This is a genomic window from Micromonospora sp. C28SCA-DRY-2 (assembly GCF_030519475.1).
GTDB lineage: Bacteria > Actinomycetota > Actinomycetes > Mycobacteriales > Micromonosporaceae > Micromonospora.
Genome location: NZ_JAUMKD010000010.1, coordinates 1 through 24,389, shown reverse-complemented (window position 1 = coordinate 24,389; position 24,389 = coordinate 1). Strand labels below are relative to the sequence as shown.

General features: G+C 74.3%; 27 protein-coding genes and 1 tRNA gene. 4 read left to right on the top strand and 24 right to left on the bottom strand.

All coding sequences use genetic code 11. The features are described 5' to 3' along the window. Positions 1 to 74 precede the first annotated feature (74 nt). The 15 genes from Q3W71_RS28730 to Q3W71_RS28660 all read right to left on the bottom strand — a co-directional run bounded on the left by Q3W71_RS28730 (position 75) and on the right by Q3W71_RS28660 (position 12,207). Positions 75 to 761: a DivIVA domain-containing protein gene (locus tag Q3W71_RS28730; protein WP_302922599.1), complete on the bottom strand. Its 687-nt coding sequence runs from the start codon at positions 759 to 761 to the stop codon at positions 75 to 77. Positions 762 to 921: 160 nt separating this feature from the next. Next, the gene (locus Q3W71_RS28725; protein WP_302922598.1) at positions 922 to 2,100 is read right to left on the bottom strand and encodes a globin domain-containing protein; all 1,179 of its coding nucleotides are present in this window, start codon (positions 2,098 to 2,100) and stop codon (positions 922 to 924) included. 2 nt (positions 2,101 to 2,102) lie between these two features. Beyond that, entirely contained in the window at positions 2,103 to 2,501 is a 399-nt protein-coding gene (locus Q3W71_RS28720; protein WP_302922597.1) for a group 1 truncated hemoglobin, read from the bottom strand. Positions 2,502 to 3,123: 622 nt separating this feature from the next. After that, entirely contained in the window at positions 3,124 to 3,720 is a 597-nt protein-coding gene (locus Q3W71_RS28715) for a MerR family transcriptional regulator (RefSeq protein ID WP_302922596.1), read from the bottom strand. 206 nt (positions 3,721 to 3,926) lie between these two features. Further along, a complete protein-coding gene (locus tag Q3W71_RS28710; protein ID WP_088962140.1) occupies positions 3,927 to 4,391 on the bottom strand; it encodes a bifunctional nuclease family protein in 465 nt (154 codons plus the stop codon). Between the two features lie 173 nt (positions 4,392 to 4,564). Continuing rightward, positions 4,565 to 5,266, bottom strand: a complete 702-nt coding sequence (locus tag Q3W71_RS28705) for a MerR family transcriptional regulator (protein WP_302922799.1) — start codon at positions 5,264 to 5,266, stop codon at positions 4,565 to 4,567. 50 nt (positions 5,267 to 5,316) lie between these two features. Then, positions 5,317 to 5,769 carry an FHA domain-containing protein gene (locus Q3W71_RS28700; protein WP_030503922.1) on the bottom strand — a complete coding sequence of 151 codons (453 nt, stop codon included), beginning with the start codon at positions 5,767 to 5,769 and terminating at the stop codon, positions 5,317 to 5,319. Positions 5,770 to 5,983: 214 nt separating this feature from the next. After that, positions 5,984 to 6,364 (bottom strand): glycine cleavage system protein GcvH, encoded by a 381-nt coding sequence (gene gcvH / locus Q3W71_RS28695; RefSeq protein WP_302922595.1) that lies wholly within the window; start codon positions 6,362 to 6,364, stop codon positions 5,984 to 5,986. A gap of 56 nt (positions 6,365 to 6,420) precedes the next feature. Next, entirely contained in the window at positions 6,421 to 7,431 is a 1,011-nt protein-coding gene (locus tag Q3W71_RS28690) for a DUF881 domain-containing protein (RefSeq protein ID WP_302922594.1), read from the bottom strand. Positions 7,432 to 7,442: 11 nt separating this feature from the next. Next, entirely contained in the window at positions 7,443 to 7,775 is a 333-nt protein-coding gene (locus Q3W71_RS28685; RefSeq protein ID WP_007460356.1) for a small basic family protein, read from the bottom strand. Further along, positions 7,772 to 8,701: a DUF881 domain-containing protein gene (locus Q3W71_RS28680; protein ID WP_302922593.1), complete on the bottom strand. Its 930-nt coding sequence runs from the start codon at positions 8,699 to 8,701 to the stop codon at positions 7,772 to 7,774. Before Q3W71_RS28680 ends, Q3W71_RS28685 begins: the two co-directional genes overlap by 4 nt. Then, positions 8,698 to 9,336, bottom strand: coding sequence for a CDP-alcohol phosphatidyltransferase family protein (locus Q3W71_RS28675; RefSeq protein WP_302922592.1), 639 nt, complete (start codon positions 9,334 to 9,336; stop codon positions 8,698 to 8,700). The genes Q3W71_RS28680 and Q3W71_RS28675 overlap by 4 nt, the downstream gene beginning before the upstream one ends. Positions 9,337 to 9,628: 292 nt before the next feature. Beyond that, positions 9,629 to 10,096, bottom strand: a complete 468-nt coding sequence (locus tag Q3W71_RS28670) for a MarR family transcriptional regulator (RefSeq protein WP_302922591.1) — start codon at positions 10,094 to 10,096, stop codon at positions 9,629 to 9,631. A gap of 55 nt (positions 10,097 to 10,151) precedes the next feature. Next, on the bottom strand, positions 10,152 to 11,330 hold the full coding sequence (locus Q3W71_RS28665; protein WP_302922590.1) for a PP2C family protein-serine/threonine phosphatase: 1,179 nt from the start codon (positions 11,328 to 11,330) through the stop codon (positions 10,152 to 10,154). Positions 11,331 to 11,460: 130 nt separating this feature from the next. Next, positions 11,461 to 12,207, bottom strand: coding sequence for an SAM-dependent methyltransferase (locus Q3W71_RS28660; protein WP_302922589.1), 747 nt, complete (start codon positions 12,205 to 12,207; stop codon positions 11,461 to 11,463). Between the two features lie 119 nt (positions 12,208 to 12,326). Between Q3W71_RS28660 and Q3W71_RS28655 the strand changes: the two genes are divergently transcribed. The 3 genes from Q3W71_RS28655 (at position 12,327) to Q3W71_RS28645 (ending at position 14,012) form a co-directional block, all read left to right on the top strand. Next, positions 12,327 to 13,208 carry a universal stress protein gene (locus Q3W71_RS28655; protein WP_302922588.1) on the top strand — a complete coding sequence of 294 codons (882 nt, stop codon included), beginning with the start codon at positions 12,327 to 12,329 and terminating at the stop codon, positions 13,206 to 13,208. A 121-nt stretch (positions 13,209 to 13,329) separates the two neighbouring features. Beyond that, on the top strand, positions 13,330 to 13,542 hold the full coding sequence (locus tag Q3W71_RS28650; RefSeq protein ID WP_302922587.1) for a phosphatidylethanolamine-binding protein: 213 nt from the start codon (positions 13,330 to 13,332) through the stop codon (positions 13,540 to 13,542). Further along, positions 13,539 to 14,012 (top strand): hypothetical protein, encoded by a 474-nt coding sequence (locus tag Q3W71_RS28645; protein WP_302922586.1) that lies wholly within the window; start codon positions 13,539 to 13,541, stop codon positions 14,010 to 14,012. The genes Q3W71_RS28650 and Q3W71_RS28645 overlap by 4 nt, the downstream gene beginning before the upstream one ends. A 1-nt stretch (position 14,013) precedes the next feature. On the opposite strand, the gene Q3W71_RS28640 is transcribed toward Q3W71_RS28645, so the two are convergent. After that, positions 14,014 to 14,220 (bottom strand): hypothetical protein, encoded by a 207-nt coding sequence (locus Q3W71_RS28640; RefSeq protein WP_302922585.1) that lies wholly within the window; start codon positions 14,218 to 14,220, stop codon positions 14,014 to 14,016. 131 nt (positions 14,221 to 14,351) lie between these two features. Here Q3W71_RS28640 and Q3W71_RS28635 point away from each other — a divergent pair, with 131 nt between their 5' ends. Further along, positions 14,352 to 15,005 (top strand): hypothetical protein, encoded by a 654-nt coding sequence (locus Q3W71_RS28635; RefSeq protein ID WP_302922584.1) that lies wholly within the window; start codon positions 14,352 to 14,354, stop codon positions 15,003 to 15,005. Between the two features lie 6 nt (positions 15,006 to 15,011). On the opposite strand, the gene Q3W71_RS28630 is transcribed toward Q3W71_RS28635, so the two are convergent. The 8 genes from Q3W71_RS28630 to fdh all read right to left on the bottom strand — a co-directional run bounded on the left by Q3W71_RS28630 (position 15,012) and on the right by fdh (position 24,305). Then, positions 15,012 to 15,182: a hypothetical protein gene (locus Q3W71_RS28630; RefSeq protein WP_172899328.1), complete on the bottom strand. Its 171-nt coding sequence runs from the start codon at positions 15,180 to 15,182 to the stop codon at positions 15,012 to 15,014. 89 nt (positions 15,183 to 15,271) lie between these two features. Beyond that, entirely contained in the window at positions 15,272 to 15,469 is a 198-nt protein-coding gene (locus Q3W71_RS28625) for a hypothetical protein (protein WP_167189573.1), read from the bottom strand. 55 nt (positions 15,470 to 15,524) lie between these two features. After that, on the bottom strand, positions 15,525 to 17,285 hold the full coding sequence (gene selB, locus Q3W71_RS28620; RefSeq protein ID WP_302922583.1) for a selenocysteine-specific translation elongation factor: 1,761 nt from the start codon (positions 17,283 to 17,285) through the stop codon (positions 15,525 to 15,527). Between the two features lie 3 nt (positions 17,286 to 17,288). Next, positions 17,289 to 18,596 (bottom strand): L-seryl-tRNA(Sec) selenium transferase, encoded by a 1,308-nt coding sequence (gene selA / locus Q3W71_RS28615; RefSeq protein WP_302922582.1) that lies wholly within the window; start codon positions 18,594 to 18,596, stop codon positions 17,289 to 17,291. Positions 18,597 to 18,613: 17 nt separating this feature from the next. Next, positions 18,614 to 18,709 (bottom strand) — tRNA-Sec (locus tag Q3W71_RS28610). Between the two features lie 45 nt (positions 18,710 to 18,754). Then, entirely contained in the window at positions 18,755 to 19,924 is a 1,170-nt protein-coding gene (gene nrfD / locus Q3W71_RS28605; RefSeq protein WP_302922581.1) for an NrfD/PsrC family molybdoenzyme membrane anchor subunit, read from the bottom strand. Further along, complete coding sequence (locus Q3W71_RS28600) at positions 19,921 to 21,000, bottom strand: 4Fe-4S dicluster domain-containing protein (protein ID WP_302922580.1); 1,080 nt, start codon at positions 20,998 to 21,000, stop codon at positions 19,921 to 19,923. Before Q3W71_RS28600 ends, nrfD begins: the two co-directional genes overlap by 4 nt. Next, positions 20,997 to 24,305 carry a formate dehydrogenase gene (fdh, locus tag Q3W71_RS28595; RefSeq protein ID WP_302922579.1) on the bottom strand — a complete coding sequence of 1,103 codons (3,309 nt, stop codon included), beginning with the start codon at positions 24,303 to 24,305 and terminating at the stop codon, positions 20,997 to 20,999. Before fdh ends, Q3W71_RS28600 begins: the two co-directional genes overlap by 4 nt. Positions 24,306 to 24,389: the final 84 nt, after the last annotated feature.

Here is a 24,389-nt window from a genome sequence, read left to right as displayed (position 1 = left end):
ACCCCTCTGGCACCGGCACACCACGGGTTCACCGCGGCGGTGGCCGGCCCGCCGCTGGCGGGCCGGCCACCGGCTCAGCGCTGCTGGTGCCGGGGCAGGGCACCCTGCCCGGCGCCGGCGCGCACCGCCGTACCGCCCTGACCGACCAGCCGGTCCATGGTGCGGGCCAGGTGCTCGCTGCCGTCGTCCAGGTGCCGCGCCGCGGCCTGCATGTGGGAGATCATCATCTCGCCGTAGATGCGCAGCGCCTCCCGGGTGGCGACCCCGTCGTCGAAGCTCGACCCGGCCGCCGAGCGGTAGTCCTGCACCGCCCGCTCGGCCTCCTGCTTCGCCTCCTCCGCCGCCGCCTGCACGTAACTCTCGTACTGCACCCGGGCGTACTCGGCGACCCGCCGCGCGTAGTCGTGCGCCTGCGCGATGATCTGCTCGGCCTCCCGCTGCGCCGCCGAGAGCAGGTTCACCTCCTTCGCCGCCGGCAGCTTCGCCTCCGCCCCGGCACTCGGGATCACCCCGTGCCGGTGCAGCTCCACCCGGTCGGTGAGCCGCTCGTTCTCCGCCCGCAGGGTGGCGATCTGTGCGGAGAGCAGGTCCAGCTCGTCGGCCACCTGCATCCGGAACCGGTCCACGTCGGCCTGGTCGTAGCCGCGCCGGGTGAACGACGCGGACCCGAACTCCCACCGACGCACCCGGTCGGCCGTCATCCGTACCTGCACACCGCCGGAGACCTGCACACCGTCATACCGGCCGATCGGAGTCGTCAACGGGACCGCCTTTCGTTCGCGGCTGCGGGGCTCGCAAGCTCACTCCTCGCGCTCACCGTGCCGCCTTCCGTTCGCGCTGCGGGGCTCGCAAGCTCACTGCTCGCGCTCACCGTGCCGCCTTCCGTTCGCGCTGCGGGGCTCGCAAGCTCACTCCTCGCGCTCACCGGGAACCCCCGGAACTGTCAGGGGTGGACACCTGATCCACCGCGGTGCGCCACGCCGGGCCGTACCAGTGCTTGCCCAGCCCTTCGTGGTGCAACTGACCGGCGTGGTAGCCGGCCCGGGTCAGCGCCGCCGTCGAGTACGACACCATCTCGTCGGAACCGCACACGTACACGTGCCGGGACCGCCAGTCACCGTCGGCCAGCGCCCGGTCCACCGCGTGCACGAACTCCCCCGGCCGGTGCAGGTCCGTGCCCACCACGTAGGTCACGGTCAGCCACGGGTACGACGACGCCAGCTTGTCGATCGCGTCGTTGTCGTAGAACTCGGTGCGCGAGCGGGCCCCCACGTACAGGTCGACCTTGCGCCGCGAACCCTCCGCCGCGACCTGCTCCACCAGCGCCTTCACCGGCGCCCAGCCGGTGCCGCTGGCCAGCAGCAGCAGATCCGCGGAGCCGGCCGACCACAACGTCAGCCGGTCACCCACCGGTGCGGCCAGGTGGATCTGGTCACCCACCGCGCACCCGTACACCAGCCGCGACGACACCGCCCCGCCGGGCGCCGCCCGGACGTGCAGCTCCAGGGTGCCGTCGGCGCGCGGCGCGTTCGCCGGCGAGTAGTACCGCCACGACCGCACCGACGGGTGGGACACCCCGATCGACTGACCCGGCGTGAACGGCAACAGGTACTGCGGACGCAGCGTCAACACCGCCACGTCGAACGCCCGCCGCTCGTGCCCGACGATCTCCGCCACCCACCACGGCGGGTTGACCGCCTCGGCGGCCTGCGCGGCCTCGATCATCACCTGCGACACCAGCCCGTACGCGCCGGCCCAGTCCTGGGCCAGCTCGTCGGTCCACTGCTCGCCGAGGAAGTGCTGCAACGTCGCCAGCAGCGCCTCCCCGACCGCCGGGTAGTGCTCCGCGCGCACCGCGAACTTGCGGTGGTCGGCGCCGAGATCCTGCAGGAACCCGACCAGCCGGTCCACCTGGTCCACGTTGGACACGATGTGCCCCAGCGCGGTCACCAACCGGTCACGCTGCCCGGCCATGTTCGTCGGGAACATCTGCCGGGTCTCCGGGTGGGCCAGGAACAGCGTGGAATAGAAATAGAGCGGCACCTGGTCGCCGTGCGCGGCGACCAGGGACCAGCTCTGCTTGAGCCGGGCCGCGTCCACGCTCAGGCGCTCGCCGAGGTCCCGCTGAACACCACCTGGTCCTGCACCTGCGCCAGCACCGCCTGCACGTCGGCGATGATGTCGCCCGGCACGCCCAGCTCGGTCAGCGTCACGACCAGGTGCTCACCCACCTTGACGTAGTGCTCCACCGGGATCCGCAACGGCTGGTGCGCCTCGGCCAGGCCCCGCCCGGCGTACTCGTTCGGGCCGCCCAGCACCACGGTCAGCATCAACGCCAGATGCCGGCGCTGCGACGGCATGTCCACATCGGTGAAGTAGCCGGCCAGTTCCGGGTCGGCCAGCACCCGGTCGTAGAACAGGTCGACGGCGGCCTTCACCGAGTTGGCGCCACCGATGCGCTCGTAGTGGGAGGCGGGAGCGGTTTCTTCCGTAACCGTCACGGTCGTTCCTTCCGACGTGGAGGGGGGCGCGCGAGGGTGGCGCGTAGGGGCAACGGTCGGCCGGCGCGAGCAGCGCCTACGCAGGCGACACCCGAACCGGGGCGACCGCGTGAGGGACCATAGCGCGTCGCGTCGCCGCGGTCATCGCCCCCCTATCGGATTCCCGACACCCTCCACTACCCACCGTCACAATCGGACCGGACCGGCCTCCACGCCAGGCAACCGGCAGCACACCCAGGGTCACCGTCGATATGGCCGCAGTCATCGGCCGAACCCGCCACGGACCGGCGGCAACGGCCCCGCACCCGCCGCTGACCACCGCAGACACCCCGACAACCGATCGCCTGACCTGCGTCACCCGTCCCGGCAACCCGACCTCAGCCGCAGAGACGATCACCACACACCGAACGGCCAACCACCGCCGACGCCACCGGCGCCCACACACAGCGTCACCACGAAATATGCAACAAGCCTCGGCGCGTCGCGGGCACCGTGCGTCACAGACCCCGCGCCCGACCGCCGGGACCCCGCCACCGCGCGGTCAGCAGCACCCCCGACCGGCCCGGACGCTCCGCCGGCCGGAACCCTGGCGCGTCAGCGCCAGCTGGCCACCACGGACCGCTCAGCCGGCCCGCCGGCGCGCCCGCCGCGCCGCCAACTCGTCACCCACCGAATCCGGCGCCGCCGCCGGCGCATCCTGACCCGGCGTGGCCGCCGCCGGCTCAGCCGGCAGGTGCGACAACGAACCCTGGATCTCCTTGAACGCCCCACCGATCGCGATGCCGAACACGCCCTGGCCGCCCTGCAACAGGTCGACCACCTCCTCCGGCGACCGGCACTCGTACACCGTCGTCCCATCGGAGATCAACGTGATGCCCGCCAGGTCCTCCACCCCACGCGAGCGCAACGCCTCGATCGCCTTACGGATGTTCTGCAACGACACCCCGGCGTCCAGCAGCCGCTTCACGACCTTCAGGACCACCAGGTCCCGGAACGAGTACAACCGCTGCGTACCCGAACCCGAGGCGTCCCGCACACTCGGCACCACCAGCCCGGTACGCGCCCAGTAGTCCAACTGGCGGTAGCTGATCCCCACCGCGTGGCAGGCCGTCACCCCCCGGTAGCCCACCGAACCGTCACCGTCCGTCGCCACCTCCGGCGGCGCCACACCCGGCTCGTCCAGTTCCGTACCCGGATCGGGATCTCGCGGCTCGTGCATCCGGACAACCTCCCCGCCAGTGCGGTGACACGTCGTTTCCGGGACGTGCACCCCTCGACACGGCAACCCTATAGCCGCCTTCAGGGGTTACCGCGCAGGAACCGTCGCGACACGCCGCGCAGCCACGGGAAAGATCACCCACACCGCCGGGGCATCACCCACAGTGACCCCGACCGACATCACACCAGCCGCCCACCGGCGGCCGGTCAACCCGCGAAATCCTCCGGACGCACCTGCTCCAGGAACTCGCGGAACTTCTCCACCTCGTCCTCCTGCTCGTCCGGGATCACGATCCCCGCCTCACTGAGGACCTGCTCGGCACAACGAATGGGCGCACCCACCCGCAACGCCAACGCGATGGAATCGCTCGGCCGCGCCGACACCCGCACCCCGTCACCGATCAACAGATCGGCGTAGAAGACGTTCTCCTTCAACTCGGTGATCTCCACCGCCCGCAACGGCGCCTTCAACGCCGCCAACACGTCCCGCAGAAGATCATGAGTCAACGGCCGGGCCGGCTTGACCCCCTGCTGCTCGTAGGCGATCGCCGTCGCCTCTACCGCGCCGATCCAAATCGGCAAGTAGCGGTCCCCCTCGACCTCCCTGAGCAGGACGATCGGCTGGTTACTGGGCAGCTCCACCCGAACCCCGACCACGCTCAGCTCGCGCACCGCCGCCTCCGTGTCGTTGTCACCTACGCCGCACCGCGCCCTTCCCTGCACGGTACACGGACCGCGACACGGCCGTCCCACGCGCAATCCGCACCACGCCCGCGCCAGAAAGGGGTTACCCCGGCAAGCCTACGACACGCTTCCCGGGACAGATCTTTCCGCACACCCGCCGGTCACCGGCCCAACGTCGACCGCAACCCCACCCGCACCAACGCCGCGTGCAACTGCTGCGACAACGCCACCAACTCCCGCGCCGTCTCCGCCGCCCGCGCCCGCGCCGCCGGATCACTCTGCCGCGCCAACGGCGCCACCAACTGCGCGAACAGACCGACCTCCCGATCCGCCGCCGTCCGGTAACCCCGCAGATGCCGCGGCTGGAACCCGTACGCCGACAGACCCGCCACCGCCCGCGCGATGATCAACGCATCCGCGTCGTACCAACCCGGCGGATCCGACACCACCAACCCGAGCCGCTCCAGCTCCGCCAGCGTCGACTCGTCGATCCCGCTGCGCGCCACCAGATCGGCCCGACCGAGCCGCACCTGCGACGACTCGGCCGGCTCCGCCGACTCCCGCCCCGGCACCTCGCCACCAGGACCCACCGCCACCAACGTCGGCCGCTGCCGACCCGGCGCCTCCCCGGTCGCGTCCCACTGCGCCAGCTGCTCACGGATCACCCGCAACGGCAGGTACTGGTCCCGCTGCGCGGTCAGCACGAACCGCAACCGCGCCACATCGTCCCAGCTGAACTTCCGGTAACCCGACGCCGTACGCTGCGGCTCCACCAGACCCTCGGCCTCGAGGAACCGCAACTTCGAAATCGTGACGTCCGGAAAATCCACCCGCAACTGCGCCAGCACCTCGCCGATGCTCATCAACGGTTGCGCACGCGCCGCACCCGGCGACGTCGAGGCCGCAGGCTCGTTCACCCCCGGCCGGCCTCCCCCTCCGGGCGCGGACCGGCGATGAACACCACCCGGAACTTGCCGATCTGCACCTCGTCACCATTGCTCAACGTGGCCGCCTCGACCCGCTCCCGGTTCACGTACGTGCCGTTCAGGCTGCCCACGTCCCGCACCGTGAACGTCCCACCATCCCGGTGGAACTCCGCGTGCCGCCGCGACACCGTCACGTCGTCCAGGAAGATGTCACTGTCCGGATGCCGGCCACTGGTCGTCACATCGTGATCCAACAGGAACCGGGCACCCGCGTTCGGACCCCGCCGGACCACCAGCAGCGCCATCCCCGGCGGCAACGAACCGGACATCCGGCTCGGCACCACATCGGTGTCCGGCCCCTCCAGCACTTCGTCGAGCGAGCCGAGATTGAGCGTCGAAGTGACGTCGAGTGGGGGGAACTCGTCGTCTGGGCGCGTCATGGGACCACCTCACGGATCTGTTCGGTCGGCGTCGGGTGATGGCGGGTCTGGCCGCCGGGCCAATGAACACCCGGCGGCTGGCTCCCCGTGCCCGGAAAGGCGATTCCGCGACGCTCAACTATTGGGTTCTCGGTCGACTGGGCGAGCCTAGCCAGCGCCGAAATGCAGGGCAACCGGACGCGCGGACTCGACAGGCGCACCGGCTCGGGCACACTCAGCTCTCGGTGAGCTCGCGATACGCGCCCGCGGACAGCAGCCCGTCGACCGCCGCCGGATCGTCCGGGGTGATCTCCACCAACCAACCCGCACCGTACGGGTCAGTGTTGATCACCTCAGGGGTGTCGCCGAGCGCCTCGTTGCGCGCCGCCACCGTACCGCTGATCGGGGCGTAGATCTCCGACACGCTCTTGGTCGACTCGATCTCACCCAACGACTCACCAGCGGCCACCGCCGTGCCCGCCTCGGGCAGCTGGACATACACGATGTCACCCAGCGCGTCCTGCGCGAAATGGGTGATGCCGACCCGGACAGTGCCGCCGTCGCCACCGGAGACCCACTCGTGCTCAGCGGTGTAACGCAGATCCTCAGGAATCACCAGACGCGTCCCTCATCCATCGGTGCACCGGGCGCACCCGGTGCCGGCCGCGCCGGTCAGGAGACCGGACGGGCGTGTTCCAGCTTGATCGGCGCGTGCAGCGCCGAAACCTCGGCAGCCTCACGATCCTCAACGATCACGTTACCGCCGTCGCCGGCAACCGACGCCACCACCCCACCAGGAATGTTCAACGCCGTCCGCATCGTCGCCGGATCACCGATCACCGTGATCGTGTACGGACCCGTCAACCGCCGCCCGTCCACGATCAACGACCCGTCCTCGTCCAGGAAGTACGTCGACGCGATGATCCGCACCGCCGCCTGATCCCCACCCGAGATCTGCATCGCCTCCGCGCCCGCGCCCCGCAACTCCTGCACCGCGTCCAGCACCCGCGACGCCGAGATCGGCTTACCGCCCGCGACGAACCGCACCGACAACCCCGGCCCCGTCGCCGGCAACGTCCCCGCCAGGATCCCCAACTCGTCAGCCCGCCGGGTCGCCTCCTCCAACGCCGCCTGACGCCCCTGCTCACCCGACTGCAACTGCCGCTGGCTCTCCTCCAACGACTCGATGTCCTGCCGCAACCGGTTCGTCCGCGAATCCAGGTCGTACAGGATCCGGACCAGGTCCTCCTGCCGGGTCGCCGCCAACGTCGGATCCGTCGACGTCGTCTTCAACTGCACCACCAGGGTGAAGCCCAGCAACGCCAACAGCACAGCGATCATCACCCCGGCCGAGCTCAGCCGCGCCCGCGCCGACCGCACCGGCCCGGCCACCGCCCCCGCCGCGTCCGCCGCCGACCCGCCGGCGCTCCCGTCCGGCCCCTCGGCGGCCGCGGCACTCGCCCGGCTCAGGTCCACCGTCGCCGCCTCGCCGGCGCCGGCCGAGTCCTCCTCCACCGGCGGCGGCGCGTCCTGCCGCTCCGGCGGCCGCGGCGCCAACGGGCTCAACTCGTCCGGATCCGGCGCGTCCGGCCGCGGATCCGGCTCCCCCGCCGGCCCCGACGGGCGCGGCGGACCCGCCGGCTGCGGCCAGCCGGTCCCCGTCTCGGTGTGCTCGTCGCTCATCGCCTGTAAACCTACGCCCGGAACAGGTGCCGGCGGATCGCCGCGACGTTTCCGAAGATCCGCACCCCCAGCACGACCACCACACCGGTGGACAACTGACCACCCACGCCCAACTGGTCACCCAGGTACACGATCAGGCCCGCCACCAGCACGTTCGAGATGAACGACACCACGAACTGCTTGTCGTCGAAGATCCGGTCGAGCTTCGCCCGCACCCCGCCGAACACCGCGTCCAGCGCCGCCACCACCGCGATCGGCAGGTACGGCTGCAACGCCGCGGGCACCGTGGGATCGAGCCACACCCCGAGCACCACCCCGGCGAGCAACGCCAGCACCGCGATCATCGACCACCTCCGGAGGGGCTGGGGGACGTCCGGGAACCGGACGGTTGGACACCGGTGGCCGACGGCGACGGCGTCGGACTCACCGAAGGCTCCGCGTAGCGTAGCTGCGGCTCCGGCGCCGCCGGCAGGGTGAGGTCGTCGACCTTGCGCACCCCGAACGACAACCCGGTCTTCTCGGCCACCTCACGCATCAACAACGCCGACCGGCTCTCGTCGAACCGGCGCTTCATCGACCCCGGACCGATCGCCGACACCTCGTACGGCCCGGTCACCGGCCGGAAGTCCACCAGGATCGCCTCCCCGGCCGAGCGGATCGTCGACGTCGCCGTCAACCGCTGACCGTTGATCGCGATCGCCTCCGCCCCGGCGCTCCACAGGTCGTTCGCCACCGCCTGCAGGTCGCTGTAGAGCACCCGCGGCGGCCCGGCGCCCGCCCCGGTGACCGCGTCCTGCTTGCCCGGCGCGTCCGCCAGCCGCACCACCACGCCGTCGCCGCGCACCCGACCCATCCCGGTGCCCGCCTCCAGGTCCCGCAGCCGGGCCGCCTGCGAGCCGCTCAGCGCCAGCTCGCGCTGCCGGGCCACCTCCTCGCGCAACCGGTCGGCCTGGACCGCCAGCCGGTCCGCCTCGGCCTGCCGCTCCTTGATCTGGGCGACCAACCCGGACCGCGCCTGGCTACGCCCCGGCTCGTCGGCCAGGGTCTGCTTGTACGCCACCGCGAACAGGAACCCCAGCACCACGATGACCAGCAGGCTCACCGACCGGGCCGACCAGCCGCGCCACCCCGAGGGGCGCCCGCCCTCGCGCCGGCGCGCCGCCGCGTCCAGGTAACCGGGATCCAGCGGATTGCGGAACAACTCGGTGAGGAAGTCCGGGGCGTACACCCGCTCGGTGCGGCCCTGACCCTCGCGCGGCGTGCCGGTCACGCGCCCGCTCCCCCCGCCCGCACCGAGGTGACCAGGTGGCGCGCCTGCACCACGTAGAGGGCGCCGGCCACCCAGTAGAGCACCAGACCCCACCAGGCCAGGCCCCAGCCGACCGGGCCGGCGACCGCGGCCGCTCCCGGCACCGCCGAGGCCAGCAGCAGCACCGGGAACGCGGCCAGCAGCAGGAACGTGGCGGTCTTGCCGACGTAGTGCACCGGCGGCGGCCCGTACCCGTACCGGCGCAGCACCGCCAGCGAGCCGAGCAGCAGCAGCTCCCGGGCCAGCAGCGCGGCGGTGAACTGCCAGGGCACCACCTCGCGCGCGGTGAACCCGAGCAGCGTGGCGAGGATGTAGAGCCGGTCGGCGAGCGGGTCGAGCAGCTCACCGAGGCGGCTCACCTGGCCCAGCCGGCGGGCGATCCAGCCGTCCACCCAGTCGGTGGTGCCGCCGATGGCCAGCACCACGATCGCGGCCACGTCGGCGCGGGCGACCAGCAGCAGGTAGAGGAAGAGCGGCACGCCGAGCAGCCGCACGAAGCTGATCAGGTTGGGCAGCGTGAGGACCCGGTCGCCCGGAGCCGGGTCGGTGCCGCCCGAGGCCCCCGGATGCGCTGCCCCAGCCGGCCGACGCGACACCGAACCTCCTCCGCGACGCGTCGCGGCCGCCCGGCCGAGGTCGGGCGCTGCGGGACGCGTGCTGTCGGGCCGGCGTGCGCCGGCACCCGCTGCGGTCCCGGGACGGGACCTCCCCTGATTCGGCCCGCGATCGTCGTGATCACGGGCCGGCTGAGTTGCGCTGCCACTATATCGGGCCCTCGCCGCCGGTCCGGGTGCCGCCGAGCCCGGCTCGGCGCGGCCTGTCGGCGCTGTGACCGGCCTCACGTCGCGTAGAGCGTCCTAGGATACTGGTAGCGGCCGGAAGGCGTCCTCAGGCGCTCCGGGCCGACGGATCCGCCGCCGGCTCGGCGGCGGACGCGGCGGCCTGACCGAAGGCGAGCAGGCCCAGCAGCAGCTCGTGCTGCACCCGGCCGGGCATCCGGTCCAGCACGCTCTGCACCGCCTGGTGCCGGCGCTCCGCCAGCTCGCGCAGCAACTCCTGTGCCGCCGCGGTCGGCACCAGCCGGACCTCCCGCCGGTCGCGGGGATCGGCCACCCGGCGCAGCAGCCCGATCGCCTCCAGCCGGTCGCAGAGCCGGCTCGCCGACGACGGCACGACGTCCAGCAGCTCGGCCAGCCGGTTGACGGTGGTCCGCGGCCGCCCGGCGATCAGCGAGAGCACCCGCAGCTGGGTCGGCGAGACGACCATCTGGTGCCGGGAGACGGCCGAGTCCAGCACGCCGACCAGCGCCTCGGCGGCCGCGTCGATCGCGGCGGCGAGATTCGGAGGTCGCTCCACCCGGTGTCCCCTGCGATCGTCCCGCTCGTGTTCGGCCTCGGTGCGGCGACGGCAGTCAGTCGCCGGCCCGGCCGCCGGAACCGCGCCAGTCCAGACAGACCACGACCGCGTCGTCGCGCAGATCGGTGTCCGCATGCCAGGCGTGCAGTTCGCGCATCACCGTACCAACTGCCTCCGCCGGTGGCTGCAGCCGCGTGGACCGCATCGCGCGCGCCATCGCCTTCTCCCCGTACGCCTCCCGGTCGGCCGGCGCGGCCGCCCACACGCCGTCGCTGACCACGAAGAGCCGGTCCCCCGGCACCAGGTCGAACTCCTGCAGGTCGTACCGGGCTTCGGCGAACATGCCCAACGGCAGCTGCTGCTCCAGGCCGATCGTGTCGACCGCGCCGCCGCGCAGCCGCAGCAGCCGCGGCGAACCGGCGTCCACCGCCCGCACCCGGCCGGTGACCGTGTCCAGCTCCATCAGCAGCGTCGCCACGTAGCGCCGGCCCCGGTGCTGGTAGAAGACCGTGTCGGAGGCGAGTTCGGCCTGCTCGGTCAGGCTCCCACCGGAGCGCCGGGCGTTGCGCAGAGCGTTCACGGTCACCGCGGTCAGCAGTGAGGCGGACAGCCCGATGCCGGATCCGTTGAGCACGGTGAGGGTCAGCCGGTCGCCGTCGAGCGACCAGTCGAAGTGGTCACCCCCCACCGTGTACGCCGGCTCCAACTGGCCGGCGAGCTGGAACGCGTCGTGGCTGACCCCGCGACCCGGCAGCAGCTCCCACTGCATCTCCGCGGCCATGCTGAGCCGCTCCCGCCGGCGGGCCCGCCGGTAGCGGTCGGTCTCCCGGTCCGCCGCGCGCAGCACCACCGCCAGCTCACCGGCGACGTCCCCGACCCGCTCCACAGTGGCCGGACCGGGCGCGGCGGGGAACTCGACCAGCAGCACCCCGAGCCGCTCCCCCCACACCGACAGCGGCAGGTAGAGCCGGCACCGGCCGTCCCCGGCGCCGTCGAGCACCGGCTGCTGACTGCTGAAGCAGCGCTGCGCCATACCCTGGCAGGACAGGAAACCGGCCTCGGGCAGGTCCGGGTCCAGCACCGGCCAGAGCCCGCTGATCCGGTAGTCGGCGAGGAACACGTCCGTGCGCGTCGCGCCCAGGGTGGACCGGATGGCCCGGTCGGCGGCCTCGGCCACCTGGTCGGGCGGGGACTCGCGCAGCGCACGTGACAACCCGCCGGGCGCGTCCAACATGGTTCTCCTCCGGCAACACTTGCTGTACGGCAAGCATCATACGGAGGTCGCCGGCACCGCGCCGCGCGGGCGGCCGCCATCGTGATCAACCCGTCCCCGGCGGCCCGGGACCGGCTGCTCGCCGCGCGGCTCAGTCCGCCGGGCGGACCGCCACCGCACCGTAGAAGGCGTCCGGCACGTCGGCCGGCGGGCCGTCCGGGCGCCACCGGGCGATCGGCACGATGCCGTCGGCGGTGGGCCGCCACCGGCCCAGCAGCGGCGCGAACACCTCCGGCCGGCGCATCCGGAACGCCGGGCCCATCATCGCCAGGGCCTCCGGGTGGGCGGCCAGTTCGTCGGTGTCGAAGTCGATCGCGAGCCGGCTGCCCGGGGCGACGGCGCCGTACAGCTCGTCGAGGGTGCGGGCCAGCGTGTCGTCGTCGAGGAACGCGGCCAGCCCCAGGAAGACCACGCCGACCGGCCGCCTCCCCCACCCCGGCACGAACCGGTGCAGCTGCGCCGGGTCGACGGTGCCGATGTCGGTGGCGTCGCCGTAGCCGTAGCCGGCCCGGTCGCTGCCGGCCAGGATCCGCTGGCCGAGGCGGATGGTGACCGGATCCACATCGGTGTAGAGCACCGTCGCCTCCGTGGCCACCTCGTGCACGTTGCCCATGGTGGGCACCCCGGCGCCGAAGACCAGGAAGCTGTCCACCCCGTCGGCGACGATCGCCCGCACCGCCCGACCCAGGAAGGCACGCAACTCGCGGAAGATCGGCGCGCACGGCCCGTACGCCTGCTCGAAGGCGCGCGCCGCGGCCACGTCCACCGGGAAGTGGTGCTCCCCGCCGAGCCAGTGGTCGATCATCCGTGCGGTGCTCGGCTGGTCGGGTTCAACCATCGATGACGCTCCCTCCCCGGTGGTCGTCGCCAGCGTACCGACCGGACGTCCTGGGCGGTATCGCCCCGCCGGCGGCTCACCGGCCGCGATACTGACCCGGAACCGGTGGGAGGTGGACGGTGAACTCGGCGAACGGCGCGGCCGTGGTGGTCGGCGTGGACGGCTCGCAGCCGGCGCTGCGGGCCGTACGGCTGGCGGCTGCCGAGGCCGACCGGCGGGACCGGCCGCTGCGGATCGTGCACGGCTTCATCTGGCCGCTGCTGCACGTGCCGGTGCAGCCCCCGGCCGGCGGGCCGCCCGGCAGCGGCCTGCGGCAGCAGGCCGAGCGGCTGGTCGCCGAGGCGGTGGCCGAGGCCGAGGCGGCGGTGCCCGGCCTGCGGGTCTCCGGCGAGATCATCGACGGGGAGGCCGCGGCGGTGCTGCTCGGCGAGTCGCCGGCCGCCGCGATGATCGTGCTCGGCGACCGGGGCCTGGGCGGCTTCTCCGCGCTGGTGGTCGGCTCGGTGGCGGTGCAGGTCGCCTCCTACGCCGACTGCCCGGTGCTGGTCGCCCGCGGCAGCGACCGCGCCGACGGGCCGGTGGTGGTGGGCGTGGACGGCTCCGAGACGTCCCGGCTCGCGGCGGAGTTCGCGGTCGAGGAGGCGTCGGTCCGCGGCGCCGAGGTGCTCGCCCTGCACGCCTACCGGCACCCGGTCTCCACCGGCCCGGGCGACATGCAGCCGCTGGTCTACGACGACACCGAGCTGCGCTCCGACGAGCAGCGGCTGGTCGCCGAGGTGACGTCCGGGCTCGCCGAACGCTGGCCCGACGTGCCGATCGCCCGGCGGACCGTCCGCGGCCGCCCGGCGGCCGTGCTCAACGACGCCTCCCGCCAGGCGCAGCTGGTGGTGGTCGGCCGGCAGGGGCGCGGCGAGTTCACCGGGTTGCTGCTGGGCTCGGTCAGCCAGGCGGTGCTGCACCACGCCGACTGCCCGGTCGCGGTGATCCGCGCGCCCCGCTGAGCCGGGTCAGCGCGCCGACCGAGCGGGGGCCGGCCGCCCCGGCGAGCCGGGGTTGGCCCGCCGGCAGGCGGGTAGACGCACCCGGTACGCCGACGGGCGACAGCGACCGGAGGAGGCAGTGATGCCAGGACCACGGCCGGGCAGCAACGCGTACGACAAGCAGCGGGCGCGCATCCGGAACGCGATCGACGATTCCGGACGCCGGGTGCCGGACCGCAAGGCCAACGAGGTGGCCAACCGGATCCTGCAGGACGACCGGGGACAGCGGGGCATCGTGCGCGGCGAGCGGACGTACGGGCCCAAGGGCGAACGCGAGCCCGGAGACCCCAAGTGAGGGGGACGAGCCTGGCCGACGGGGTGATCGTCGGGGCGGTCGGCAGCACCGCGCTGAACATCGTGAGCTACCTGGACATGGTGGTCCGGGGACGCCCGGCGAGCAGTACCCCCGAGGAGAGCGCCGGCCGGCTGGCCGGGGTGGCGCACGTCGACCTCGGGTCCGGGGACCGGGCGGCCAACCGCCGCTCGGGCCTCGGGCCGTTGCTCGGCTACGGCGCGGGGATCGCCGCCGCGGTCGGCTTCGCGCTGCTCACCCGCGGCCGGCGGCAGCCGCTGCCACTGGCCACCGGGGTGCTCGGCGGAGGCGTGATGACGCTCTCCGACGGCGGCATGACGATGCTCGGCGTGACCGACCCGCGCACCTGGCGCCGCTCGGACTGGATCGCCGACCTGGTGCCGCACCTGGCGTACGGGTTGACGGCCGCAGCCACCTGGAACCGGCTGCGGCCGCCCACCGGACGGGGCTGAGTCAGCCCCGCCCGTCGCTCTCGTCGTCGGCCACCGGCTCCCCCGCCGGGCCGTACGGCGAGATCTGTCCCTTCGGCACCGGGCGCCCGGTGTCCCCCTTGGACGAGCCCCGGTTCAGCGGGTGACCGGTCGGCTTCGGGCCCTTGCTGTACTGGCTGGTGGCGCCCTTGTCGTTGCGCCGGAGCTCCTCCTGCTGCGGGTTGACCACGATGTCTCCTTCCGCTGGACGGCACCCGGCGGCGCCGCGTCCGCCACGGGTTACCCGCCGCCGCAGGCGCCATGCCGCAGCCGGACCGGCCGGCGAGGGGTGACCCGCCGCCGGCCGGGTACCCCCGGCAGATGGGCGACGACCGGACCGTGGCGCGGGTCCTGCTGGATCGGCGGGGACGCACGTACGCCGAGGAGGCCGGCATCCGGCTGGCCGACCGGCCGGCCCCGCTCTACCAGCTGCTGGTGCTCGCCACGCTGCTGAGCACCCGGATCCGGGCCCAGGTGGCGGTGGCGGCGGCCCGGGAACTGTTCGCCGCCGGCTACCGCACCCCGCAGGCGATGGAGGCGGCCAGTTGGCAGGACCGGGTGGACGCGCTGGGCCGGGGCCACTACCGCCGCTACGACGAGCGGACCTCGACGATGCTGGGCACCGGGGCCCGGCTCTGCCTGGACCGCTGGCGCGGCGACCTGCGCCGGCTGCACCGGGAGGCCGACGGCGACCCGGCCGGGCTGCGCCGGCGGCTCACCGAGTTCCCCGGCATCGGCCCCACCGGGGCGGACATCTTCCTGCGCGAGGCCCAGACGGTCTGGCCCGACGTGCGCCCGTACGCCGACCGGCGCGCGCTGGCCGGGGCGAAGCGGCTCGGCCTGCCCGCCTCGCCGGACCGGCTGGCCGGGCTGGTCGGCTCGGCCGAGTTCGGCCGGCTCGCCTCGGCGCTGGTCCGGGTAGCGCTCGGCGAGGAGTCCGCCGGCGAGGTCAGCCGCACGGCCGCCGCCGGCTGACCGGCCTCACTTCGTCGGTGTGTTCCCCGGCTTGGTGAGGTGCCAGACCAGCAGGGCCGCCAGCAGGGCGAGCACCACCAGGCCGCCGGTGACCCCGCCGCCCTCCTCGGGACTGCGGCCGGTGGTGCCGAAGTAGATCACGGCGAGCCCGGCGAGCACCGTGAGAAAGGTACGCATTCCTCGGTCCTTCACGTACCGCACCGTACGGGCGGGAACAGTCGGTCAACGGGCTTTTCCGGAACAATCCCCCGTTCGGGCGTAGCGCCTCAGTCGACCTCCAGGTCGTCGAGCGAGATCTTGTGCGACATCAGCCAGCGGGCCAGCGCCGACATCCCGAACAGCCACAGCGGGGCGGACTCGGTGGTGCCGTTGGTGGCGAAGATGGCGAACCGCAGGTCGGGCGCCCGGTACGCCTCGATCCGCCACTTGTGCTGCCGGTCCCGCCAGATCGCTGAAGGGTCCATGTGGTAACGCTAGGTGACCGCCGCGCGCCCGTGGGGCGGCTTGCCGGTGGCCGGGTCAGCCCGCGGTGACCACGACCCGGGCGTCGTCGGGCAGCCGGCGGGTGACCCCGCGGCGGTCCAGCAGCTCCAGCAGCGGCACGGCGACCCGCCGGGTGGTGTCCAGCGCCTGCCGGGCCGCGCTGAGCGTGAACGGCTGCGGCAGCCCGGCCAGCACCCGCACCGCCGCGTCGGCGGCGCCGGGCAGCAGCACCACGTTCTCGGCCAGCCGCAGCAGCGCCCCGGCGCGCACCGCGGCGCCGATCTCGCGCGGACCGAGGCCGAGGCCGGCGAGGTCGGCGGCCTCCGGGGCGCGGAACGGCCGGTCGGCGTACTCGGCCCGGAGGCGGGCCACGGCGCGGGCCACCGGCTCGGGCAGCGCGTCGGCCGCGGACGCGGTCACCCGCCCGGCGCGCAGCCGCAGCGGCGGGCGCACCAGGGCCTCGACCAGCGCCCGGTCGGGCAGGCCGAGTCGCCGCCGGAGCAGCTCGACCGGCGCGCCGGGCTCCAGCGGGTGTTCCCGGCCGTGGCGGGTGACCTCCTCGCCGAGCCGGACGGCGAGCTGCCGCCAGTGCTCCGGGTCGGCCAGCCAGTCCCCGGCCACCGGCGGGACGGTGACCTCGACCCCGGTGCGGACCAGGTCGCTGACCCGGGCCAGCCGGCGACGGCGCAGCTCCCCGGCCAGGTCGGGGCGGCCGTCCAGGTCGGCCAGCAGGGCGGCGCGGGCGGCCGCGGCGCCCCGGCGGGCCAGCGGTGGGGGCGCCACGTCCAGCACGGTCACCCCGCCGGCGACGTGGTGGCGACCGGGGTCGCGCAGCAGCGCCCGGTCACCGACCAGCAGCGGCAGCGGGCGGGCCAGCCGCAGCCGAGCGGTGTCCGGGCCGAGCGGGCGGACCCGGGCCGGCACGGCGGCGGAGCCGACGTGCAGGGTGAGGGTGGCCGGCAGGTCGGCGACCGGGTCACCGGCGAGCCGCACGTCGAGCAGGTCGGTCAGCCGGAACCGGCCGGGGGTGAGCAGCGCGTCCCCGCGGGCCAGCCGGTCCCGCGGGACGCCGCGCAGGTTCACCGCCACCCGCGCCACCGCGTCGACCCGCGCCGTCGCGGCACCGAGGCGGTGCAGGCCGCGCACCCGCACCGGCTCGCCGGTGGTGGCCAGTTCCAGCTCGTCGTCGACGCGCAGCCGGCCGGCGCCGAGGGTGCCGGTGACCACCGTGCCGCTGCCCCGGACGGTGAAGCAGCGGTCCACCCAGAGCCGCACCGCCGCGTCCGTCGCCGGCGCGGGCAGCCGGGCGGCCAGCCGGTCCAGCGCCGCCCGCAGCTCGGGCAGGCCGGCGCCGGTGACCGCGCTGACCGCCACCGCCTCCACCGGGCCGAGCGAGGTCGCGGCCAGCTCCGCCCGGGCCCGGGCCAACGCCGGCCCCGGGTCGGCCAGGTCCGCGCGGGTCACCACCAGCAGGCCGTACGACACCCCGAGCGCGTCCAGCGCCGCCAGGTGCTCGGCGGACTGCGGCATCCAGCCCTCGTCGGCGGCCACCACGACCAGCGCGGCGGGCACCGGGCCGACCCCGGCGAGCATGTTCGGCACGAACCGCTCGTGCCCGGGCACGTCGACGAAGGCGACAGTCCCGCCGGACGGCAGCGTGGTCCAGGCGAACCCCAGGTCGATGGTCATGCCCCGGCGGCGCTCCTCGGCCCACCGGTCCGGTTCCATCCCGGTCAGCGCCCGCACCAGCGTCGACTTGCCGTGGTCCACGTGCCCGGCGGTGGCCACCACCCACATGGCTCAGCCGTCCCCCGGCACCCGCAGCACGGCGGCCCGCACCGCGTCGTCGGCGTCGGCCGGCACGCAGCGCAGGTCCAGCAGCAGCCGGCCGCGCACCACCCGGCCGAGCACCGGCGGTTCGCCGGTGCGCAGCGGCTCGGCGTACCGCTCGGGCAGGCTCAGCGCCCACGAGTCCAGCTCCACGCCGGGGGCGCCGCCGCCGCCGACCACCGCGGCGGCCGGCACCACCTCGGCCTTGCAGCCGTCGGCGGCGAGCCGGTCGCGCAACCGCTCGGTCCGCTCCCGCAGGCCGCCGGCGTCGGCGTGCAGCGCCGCCCGGGTCGGGGTGGCCGGGTCGCCCACCGTGGCGGCCAGCGCGGCCAGGGTCAGCTTGTCCACCCGCAGCGCCCGGGCGAGCGGGTGCCGGCGCAGCCGCTCGACCAGGTCGGCCGCGCCGAGCAGCAGCCCCGCCTGCGGGCCGCCGAGCAGCTTGTCGCCGCTGGCGGTGACCAGCGCGGCGCCGGCGCGCAGGGTGCTCGCGGCGTCCGGTTCGTCGGGCAGCAGCGGGTCCGGGGCGAGCAGCCCGGAGCCGATGTCGGCCACCACCGGCACGCCGAGGGTGGCCAGCCGCCGCACCGGCACCGCCGAGGTGAAGCCGGTGACCTGGAAGTTGGACGGGTGCACCTTCAGCACGAACCCGGTGCGCGGGCCGATCGCGGCGGCGTAGTCGGCCAGCGTGGTGCGGTTGGTGGTGCCCACCTCGCGCAGCCGCGCGCCGGTGCTCTCCAGCAGGTCCGGCAGCCGGAACCCGTCGCCGATCTCCACCAGCTCGCCCCGGCTGACCACGATCTCGCCGCCGGATGCCAGCGCGGTGGCGGCCAGCACCAGCGCGGCGGCGCCGTTGTTGACCACGTGCACCGCGCCGGCGTCCGGCACGGCGGCCGCGAGGGCGTCCAGGGCGTCGCGGCCCCGCCGGGCCCGCCGGCCGGTGCGCAGGTCGAGTTCCACATCGGTGTGCCCGGCGGCGGCGACCACCGCGGCGACCGCGGCCGGCGACAGCGCCGCCCGGCCGAGGTTGGTGTGCAGCACCACCCCGGTGGCGTTGAGCACCGACCGGGGCGCCGGCGCGGGCAGCGCGGCGAGTGCGGCCTCGCGTACCTCGTCGGGGGCGATCTCGCCGCGGCGGGCCCGCTCCTGCGCCCGGTGGACGGCGGCCTTGACCCGGTCCCGGCCCAGCGTGCCGGCGGCGGCGACCAGCGCGGGGTCGGCGAGCAGCGCGTCGGTGCGCGGCACCCGCCGGCGCGGATCGGCGCGGCCGTCCCCTGTCACGTGATCTCCCCGCTGCTTGGCGGAGACGGACGGGAATCGAACCCGCCTGGCCCGGGTCCCGGACCACACCGGTTTTGAAGACCGGGAGGGGCACCAGCCGCCTGAACGCCTCCACCGAGCATTTGACCACAGCGGTGGCGGGCCCGCGCGGGGAAGGGTCAGTCCTGCACCGCCGCCCGGCGGGCCAGCCGTTCGCGCTGCGGCACCACCGTGTACTTCGGATCCCGCGCCGAGGCGACGCCGCCGTGGAAGATGCCGAACCGGGTCGCCACCGACGCCGCCAGCAGCGCCGCGCCGGAGAGCGCGGAGACCGCCCGGCTGCGCCCGCCGAGCAGCGCGCCGGCCACCCCGGCGGCGGTCAGCACCCGCCCGGCCCGCAGCAGCCGCCCCGCCCGGCCGATCCGGTACGGCTCGCTGAGCAGCCCGAGCCGGGTCTCCACCCGGTGCGAGCCGTACAGCTCCAGCGCCGCGCCGGCGACCGCCATCCGCCGCGCCGGCCCGGTCTGCCCGAGCGGCGCGGCGAGCAGACCCACGCCGGCGCCGCTGGCCAGCGCGCTGCCCGCGAAGATCACCGGCAGTTCCGGGTACGCCTCGTGCCAGGACGGCACGGCCGTGTCGGCCAGCAGCACCCCGGTGTACGTGGCCAGGGCCGGCGCGGTGGCCGCGGCGGCCAGCCCGGCGGCGTGCCCGACCGGCGGCAGCACCCGCCGGGCCAGCCCCGGCAGGCCGTCCTCGGGCAGCCAGGGCGCCGCCTCGGCGACCGCCGCCACGCCGGCCGCCGGGCCGAACGCGGCGAGGATCCAGGTGCCCACCGACATCGGCGAGGTCGGTTTGGCCACCCGCAGCATGTGGTGGAACCGGGCCGGCCGCCCCAGGTCCCGGATCAGGAAGCCGGTGCTGGCCCCGACCGCCGCCAGCGCGGCGAGCCGCCCGGCCCGGCGCAGCCCCGGCCGGCCGGTGAACTGCCCGCCCGCGGCCAGCAGCGACGAACCGGCCGCCAGGCCGCCGGTGAACAGGTAGGCGGCGATGTCCCACTTCCACACCGGCGGCTTCAGCACCGGCCGCCCGTAGTAGGAGGTGAACCCGGCCGCCGGGACGGTCAGCTCCTCGCCGCCGCGCCCCCGCCGGCCGCCCCGGCGCCGCTGCGTCGGTGCCCCCGACGGCACGGGCGCCAGCCGGGCGGCCTGCGCGGCGGCGTCGCTGCGCGGCGCGTCCGGGCGGAAGCTGGTGGCGTGGCTCTCGCCGGCCGTGGGGTCAGGGCCGCCGGCGGTGCCGGCGAGCCGGTCGCGGAAGCGGCGGAACCGGTCGCCGACCGGGCGGTCACTCACGAGGAACCTCCGACGAACGCGGCGACGGCGGCCGCCGCCATGGCCAACGCGGCCAGGCCGGCCCGCTTCCACATCTTCGGCAGGTCGCGGGTGGTCACCACCGGGTCCGGCGGCAGCCCGTACACCTCCGGGTCGTCGAGCAGCAGGAAGAAGGCGCCGTCGCCGCCGACCCCGTCGGTCGGGTCGTGCCCGTACAGCCGCGCCTCCGGCACGCCCCGGTCGTGCAGGGTGGCCATCCGGGCGGCGGCCCGTTCGCGCAGCTCCTCCAGCGGGCCGTACTGGATGGACTCGGTCGGGCAGGCCTGCGCGCAGGCCGGTGTCTTCCCGACACCGATCCGGTCGTAGCAGAGCGTGCACTTCCACGCCCGGCCGTCGCCCTTGCGCTGGTCGATCACCCCGTAGGGGCAGGCGGAGATGCAGTAGCCGCAGCCGTTGCAGATGTCCTCCTGCACCACCACCGTGCCGAACTCGGTGCGGAACAGCGACCCGGTCGGGCAGACGTCCAGGCAGGCCGCGTGGGTGCAGTGCTTGCAGACGTCGGACATCATCAGCCAGCGGAAGTCGGTGCGCCCCTCGGCGCTGCCGGTCCGCCCCGGCGGCCCGTCCCCGGGCATGCCGAGAAACTGGGTCCCGGCTGCCGTCGGCGTGGCGTCGCTCGACGGGCCGGCGGCCATCCGGGCCGCGGCGTCGGGTGACCCGGGCGGCACCCCCGGGTCGGTGCCGGTGGGGTTGCCGCTGCCGGCGGCCACCGCCGCCGACGAGGCGCTCACCGAGCCGCCGGTCGGGTTTCCGGCGAACGGGGGCGTCCGGTGGCCGGCCGGGCGGGCCTGCTCGACGAAGGCGACGTGCCGCCACGAGTTGGCGGTCAGCGCGCCGGTGTTGTCGTACGACATGCCCAGCAGGTCCAGCCCGGAGCCGGGCACGTCGTTCCACTCCTTGCAGGCCACCTCGCACGCCTTGCAGCCGATGCAGACGCTGGTGTCGGTGAAGAAGCCCATCCGCGGCGGGGCGTCCGACCAGCCCGCGTCCGGGGCCGGGTCCAGCGGGCCGTAGTAGCTGTTCGGGCCGGGGCTCATCGCGACCCTCCCCCATCCGGCCGGTGCTCGACGCCGGGGTGCGCGCCGGGGGTGACGGTGGGTGGGCGGGGACCGGGGTCGGCGCCCGGTTCCAGGCCGGCCCGGCGCCGGTAGTCGGCCACCAGGTCCAGCAGGGCCGGCCCGGTGGGGCGGCGGCCCGGTCGTACGTCGCAGGTACCGATCTTGCTCTCCTGGATCAGCACGTTCGGGTCGAGGGTGATCCCGAACAGGTCGTTGGCGGAGTCGCCGGTGACCAGCCCCTCACCGCCGAAGTGGTAGGGCAGCCACACCTGGTGGATGATCCGGCCGTCCACCCGCAGCGGGGTGAGCCGGTCGGTGACCAGCACCTTCGCCTCGATCACCGCCCGCCCGCTGACCAGGTGCGCCCAGCCCAGGTGGGCCAGCCCCACCTCGCCGGCCAGCTCCGGGGACACCTCCACGAACATCTCCGGCTGCAACTCGGCCAGCGGCCGGACGGTGCGGCTCATCCCGCCCGCGGTGTGGTGCTCGGTGAGCCGGCTGACCGTGAACACGTACGGGAACACCTGGCTGTGCTCCGCCGGCGGGCTGGGGTTCACCGAGTTCACCGGGTGCGTATAGACCTTGCGGGTCGGGTTGGCCTGCTGCCGGTAGAGCGGGTTGCGCACCGGCGACTCGGGCGGCTCGTAGTGCGTCGGCAACGGCCCGTCGATCAGCCCGCGCGGCACGTACAGCCAGCCCTTGCCGTCGCTCTGCATGACGAACGCGTCGTCGCCGGCGATCCCGGCCGGGCCGGAGGCGCCCTCCGGCGGCCGGTACGTCGGCGGTTTGGTCTTCTCGAAGTCCGGCACGTCGTAGCCGGTCCACTCGCCGGCCTCGGCGTCCCACCAGACGTACTTCTTCCGCTCGCTCCACGGCCGCCCCTGCGGGTCGGCGGAGGCGCGGTTGTAGAGGGTGCGCCGGTTCGCCGGCCACGCCCAGCCCCACTCGGCGGCCACCCAGTCCTGCTCGTGCCGGGACTTGCGGCGGGCGGCCTGGTTCACCCCGTCGGCGTACACCCCGGTGTAGATCCAGCAGCCCACGGCAGTGGAACCGTCGTCGCGGGCCTCGCTGAACGAGGCCAGCGGGCGGCCGGTCGCCACCTCGTACCCGTTGACCTCGCGCAGCACCGCCTCGGCGCTCGGCTCGGCCAGCGGACCATGCGTGGGGTAGTCCCAGGCCAGGTCGAGCAGCGCCCGGTCGCGGGGGTGCGGGGAGCCGGCCAGCTTCTCCCGCAGCTTGCGCCCGAGGTGGTAGAAGAACCACAGCTCGGAGCGGCAGTCGCCCGGCGGCTCGACGGCCTTCTCCCGCCACTGCAACAGCCGCTGGGTCTGGGTGAAGGTGCCCTCCTTCTCCACGTGCGACGCGGCCGGCAGGAAGAACACCTCGGTGCGGCACTCCTGCGGGACGATCTCACCGGTGGCCACCTCCGGGCTGTTCCGCCAAAACGTGGCACTTTCGATCATGAACAGGTCGCGGACCACCAGCCAGTCCAGGTTGGCCATGCCCAGCCGCTGCGCGCGACCGTGCGCCGAGCCCACCGCCGGGTTCTGACCGAGCAGGAAGTAGCCCTTCACCTTGCCGTCGATCATGTTCAGCACCTGCTGGTAGGTGCCGTGGTCGCCGGTCATCCGGGGCAGGTAGCCGTAGCAGAAGTCGTTCTCCGGCGTCGCCGCGTCCGCCCAGTACGCCTTGAGCAGGCTGGCGCCGTAGGCCCGCGCGTTGCCCCAGAACCCCTTCTGGCCCGGGTGCCGGATGCTGTCCACCCACTGGTCGAAGGTCGGGTGGTCGGCGTGGTGCGGCATCGGCAGGTAGCCGGGCAGCAGGTTGAACAGCGTCGGGATGTCGGTGGAGCCCTGGATGCTGGCGTGCCCGCGCAGCGCCAGCACCCCACCACCCGGGCGGCCCACGTTGCCCAGCAGCAGCTGGATGATCGCGCCGGTGCGGATGTACTGCACGCCGACGCTGTGCTGGGTCCAGCCGACCGAGTAGATCAGCACGCCGGTGCGCTCCCGACCGGAGTTCTCCGTCCAGGCCCGCGCCAGCTCCAGGAACTTCTCCCGCGGCACGCCGCAGGCCCGCTCCACCATCTCCGGGGTGTAGCGGGCGAAGTGCCGCTTGAGGATCTGGTAGACGCAGCGCGGGTGCCGCAACGTCTCGTCCCGCTGGTTCCGACCCGAGATGGGGCTGCCGTGCGACTCGTGCCGCAGCCCGGCCGCGGCGTCGCGCTCCTTGTCGGTCTCCTCCGCCGCCGTCCCCGCCTGGGTCTCCTGGCCGGCGTACTGCCAGCTGGTCCGCTGATACGTGCCGGTCTCCGGGTCGAACCCGGAGAAGAAGCCGTCCCCGTCCTCGGTGTCGACGAACTCCTCGCTGATGATCGTCGCCGCGTTGGTGTACGCCAGCACGTACTCCCGGAAGTCCAGCTCGTTGCTGAGGATGTAGTTCACCACCCCGCCGAGCAGGGCGATGTCCGAGCCGGCCCGGATCGGCAGGTACGTGTCGGCGAGCGCGCTGGTCCGGGTGAACCGCGGGTCGACGTGGAAGACCTTGGCGCCGCGCCGTTTGGCCTCCATCACCCACTGGAAACCCACCGGGTGGGCCTCGGCCATGTTCGAGCCCTGGATGACGATGACGTCAGCGTTCGCCACGTCCTGCTGGAAGTCCGTCGCGCCGCCGCGACCGAAGCTGGTCCCCAGACCGGGGACGGTGGCGGAGTGTCAAATCCGGGCCTGGTTCTCGATCTGGAGCGCCCCCATCGCGGTGAACAGCTTCTTGATGAGGTAGTTCTCCTCGTTGTCCAGCGTCGCCCCGCCCAGGCTGGAGATGCCCAGCGTGCGGTTGAGCGGCCGGCCCTCGCTGTCCACGTCCTCCCAGGTCTGCTCGCGCGCGGCGAGCACCCGGTCGGCGATCATGTCGAGCGCGACGTCGAGGTCCAGGTCCTCCCACTCCGTGGCGTACGGCCGGCGGTAGCGGACCTTCGTCTGCCGCAGCGGGCTGGTCACCAGGCTCTTGCTGGCCGCGCCCTTCGGGCAGAGCCGACCACGGGAGATCGGGCTGTCCGGGTCGCCCTCGATCTGGGTCACCCGGTCGTCCTTGACGTACACGCGCTGGCCGCAGCCCACCGCGCAGTAGGGGCAGACCGAGCGCGCCACCCGGTCGGCCGTCTCGGTACGCGCGGTCAGCTCGGCCGAGCGGGCCGACTGCGCCGCCGCGCCCCGCCCGAGCGGGTCGGTGCCGGTGAGCTGCCGGTAGACCGGCCAGCCCTCGATGAAGGTACGGATACCCACCCCGCCACCCCCCTTCGCCCGACGCCGACCCCTCGAACATAGGCCAGCCGACGCCCGCCCGCGACCGCTCCGACCGATCTTCAC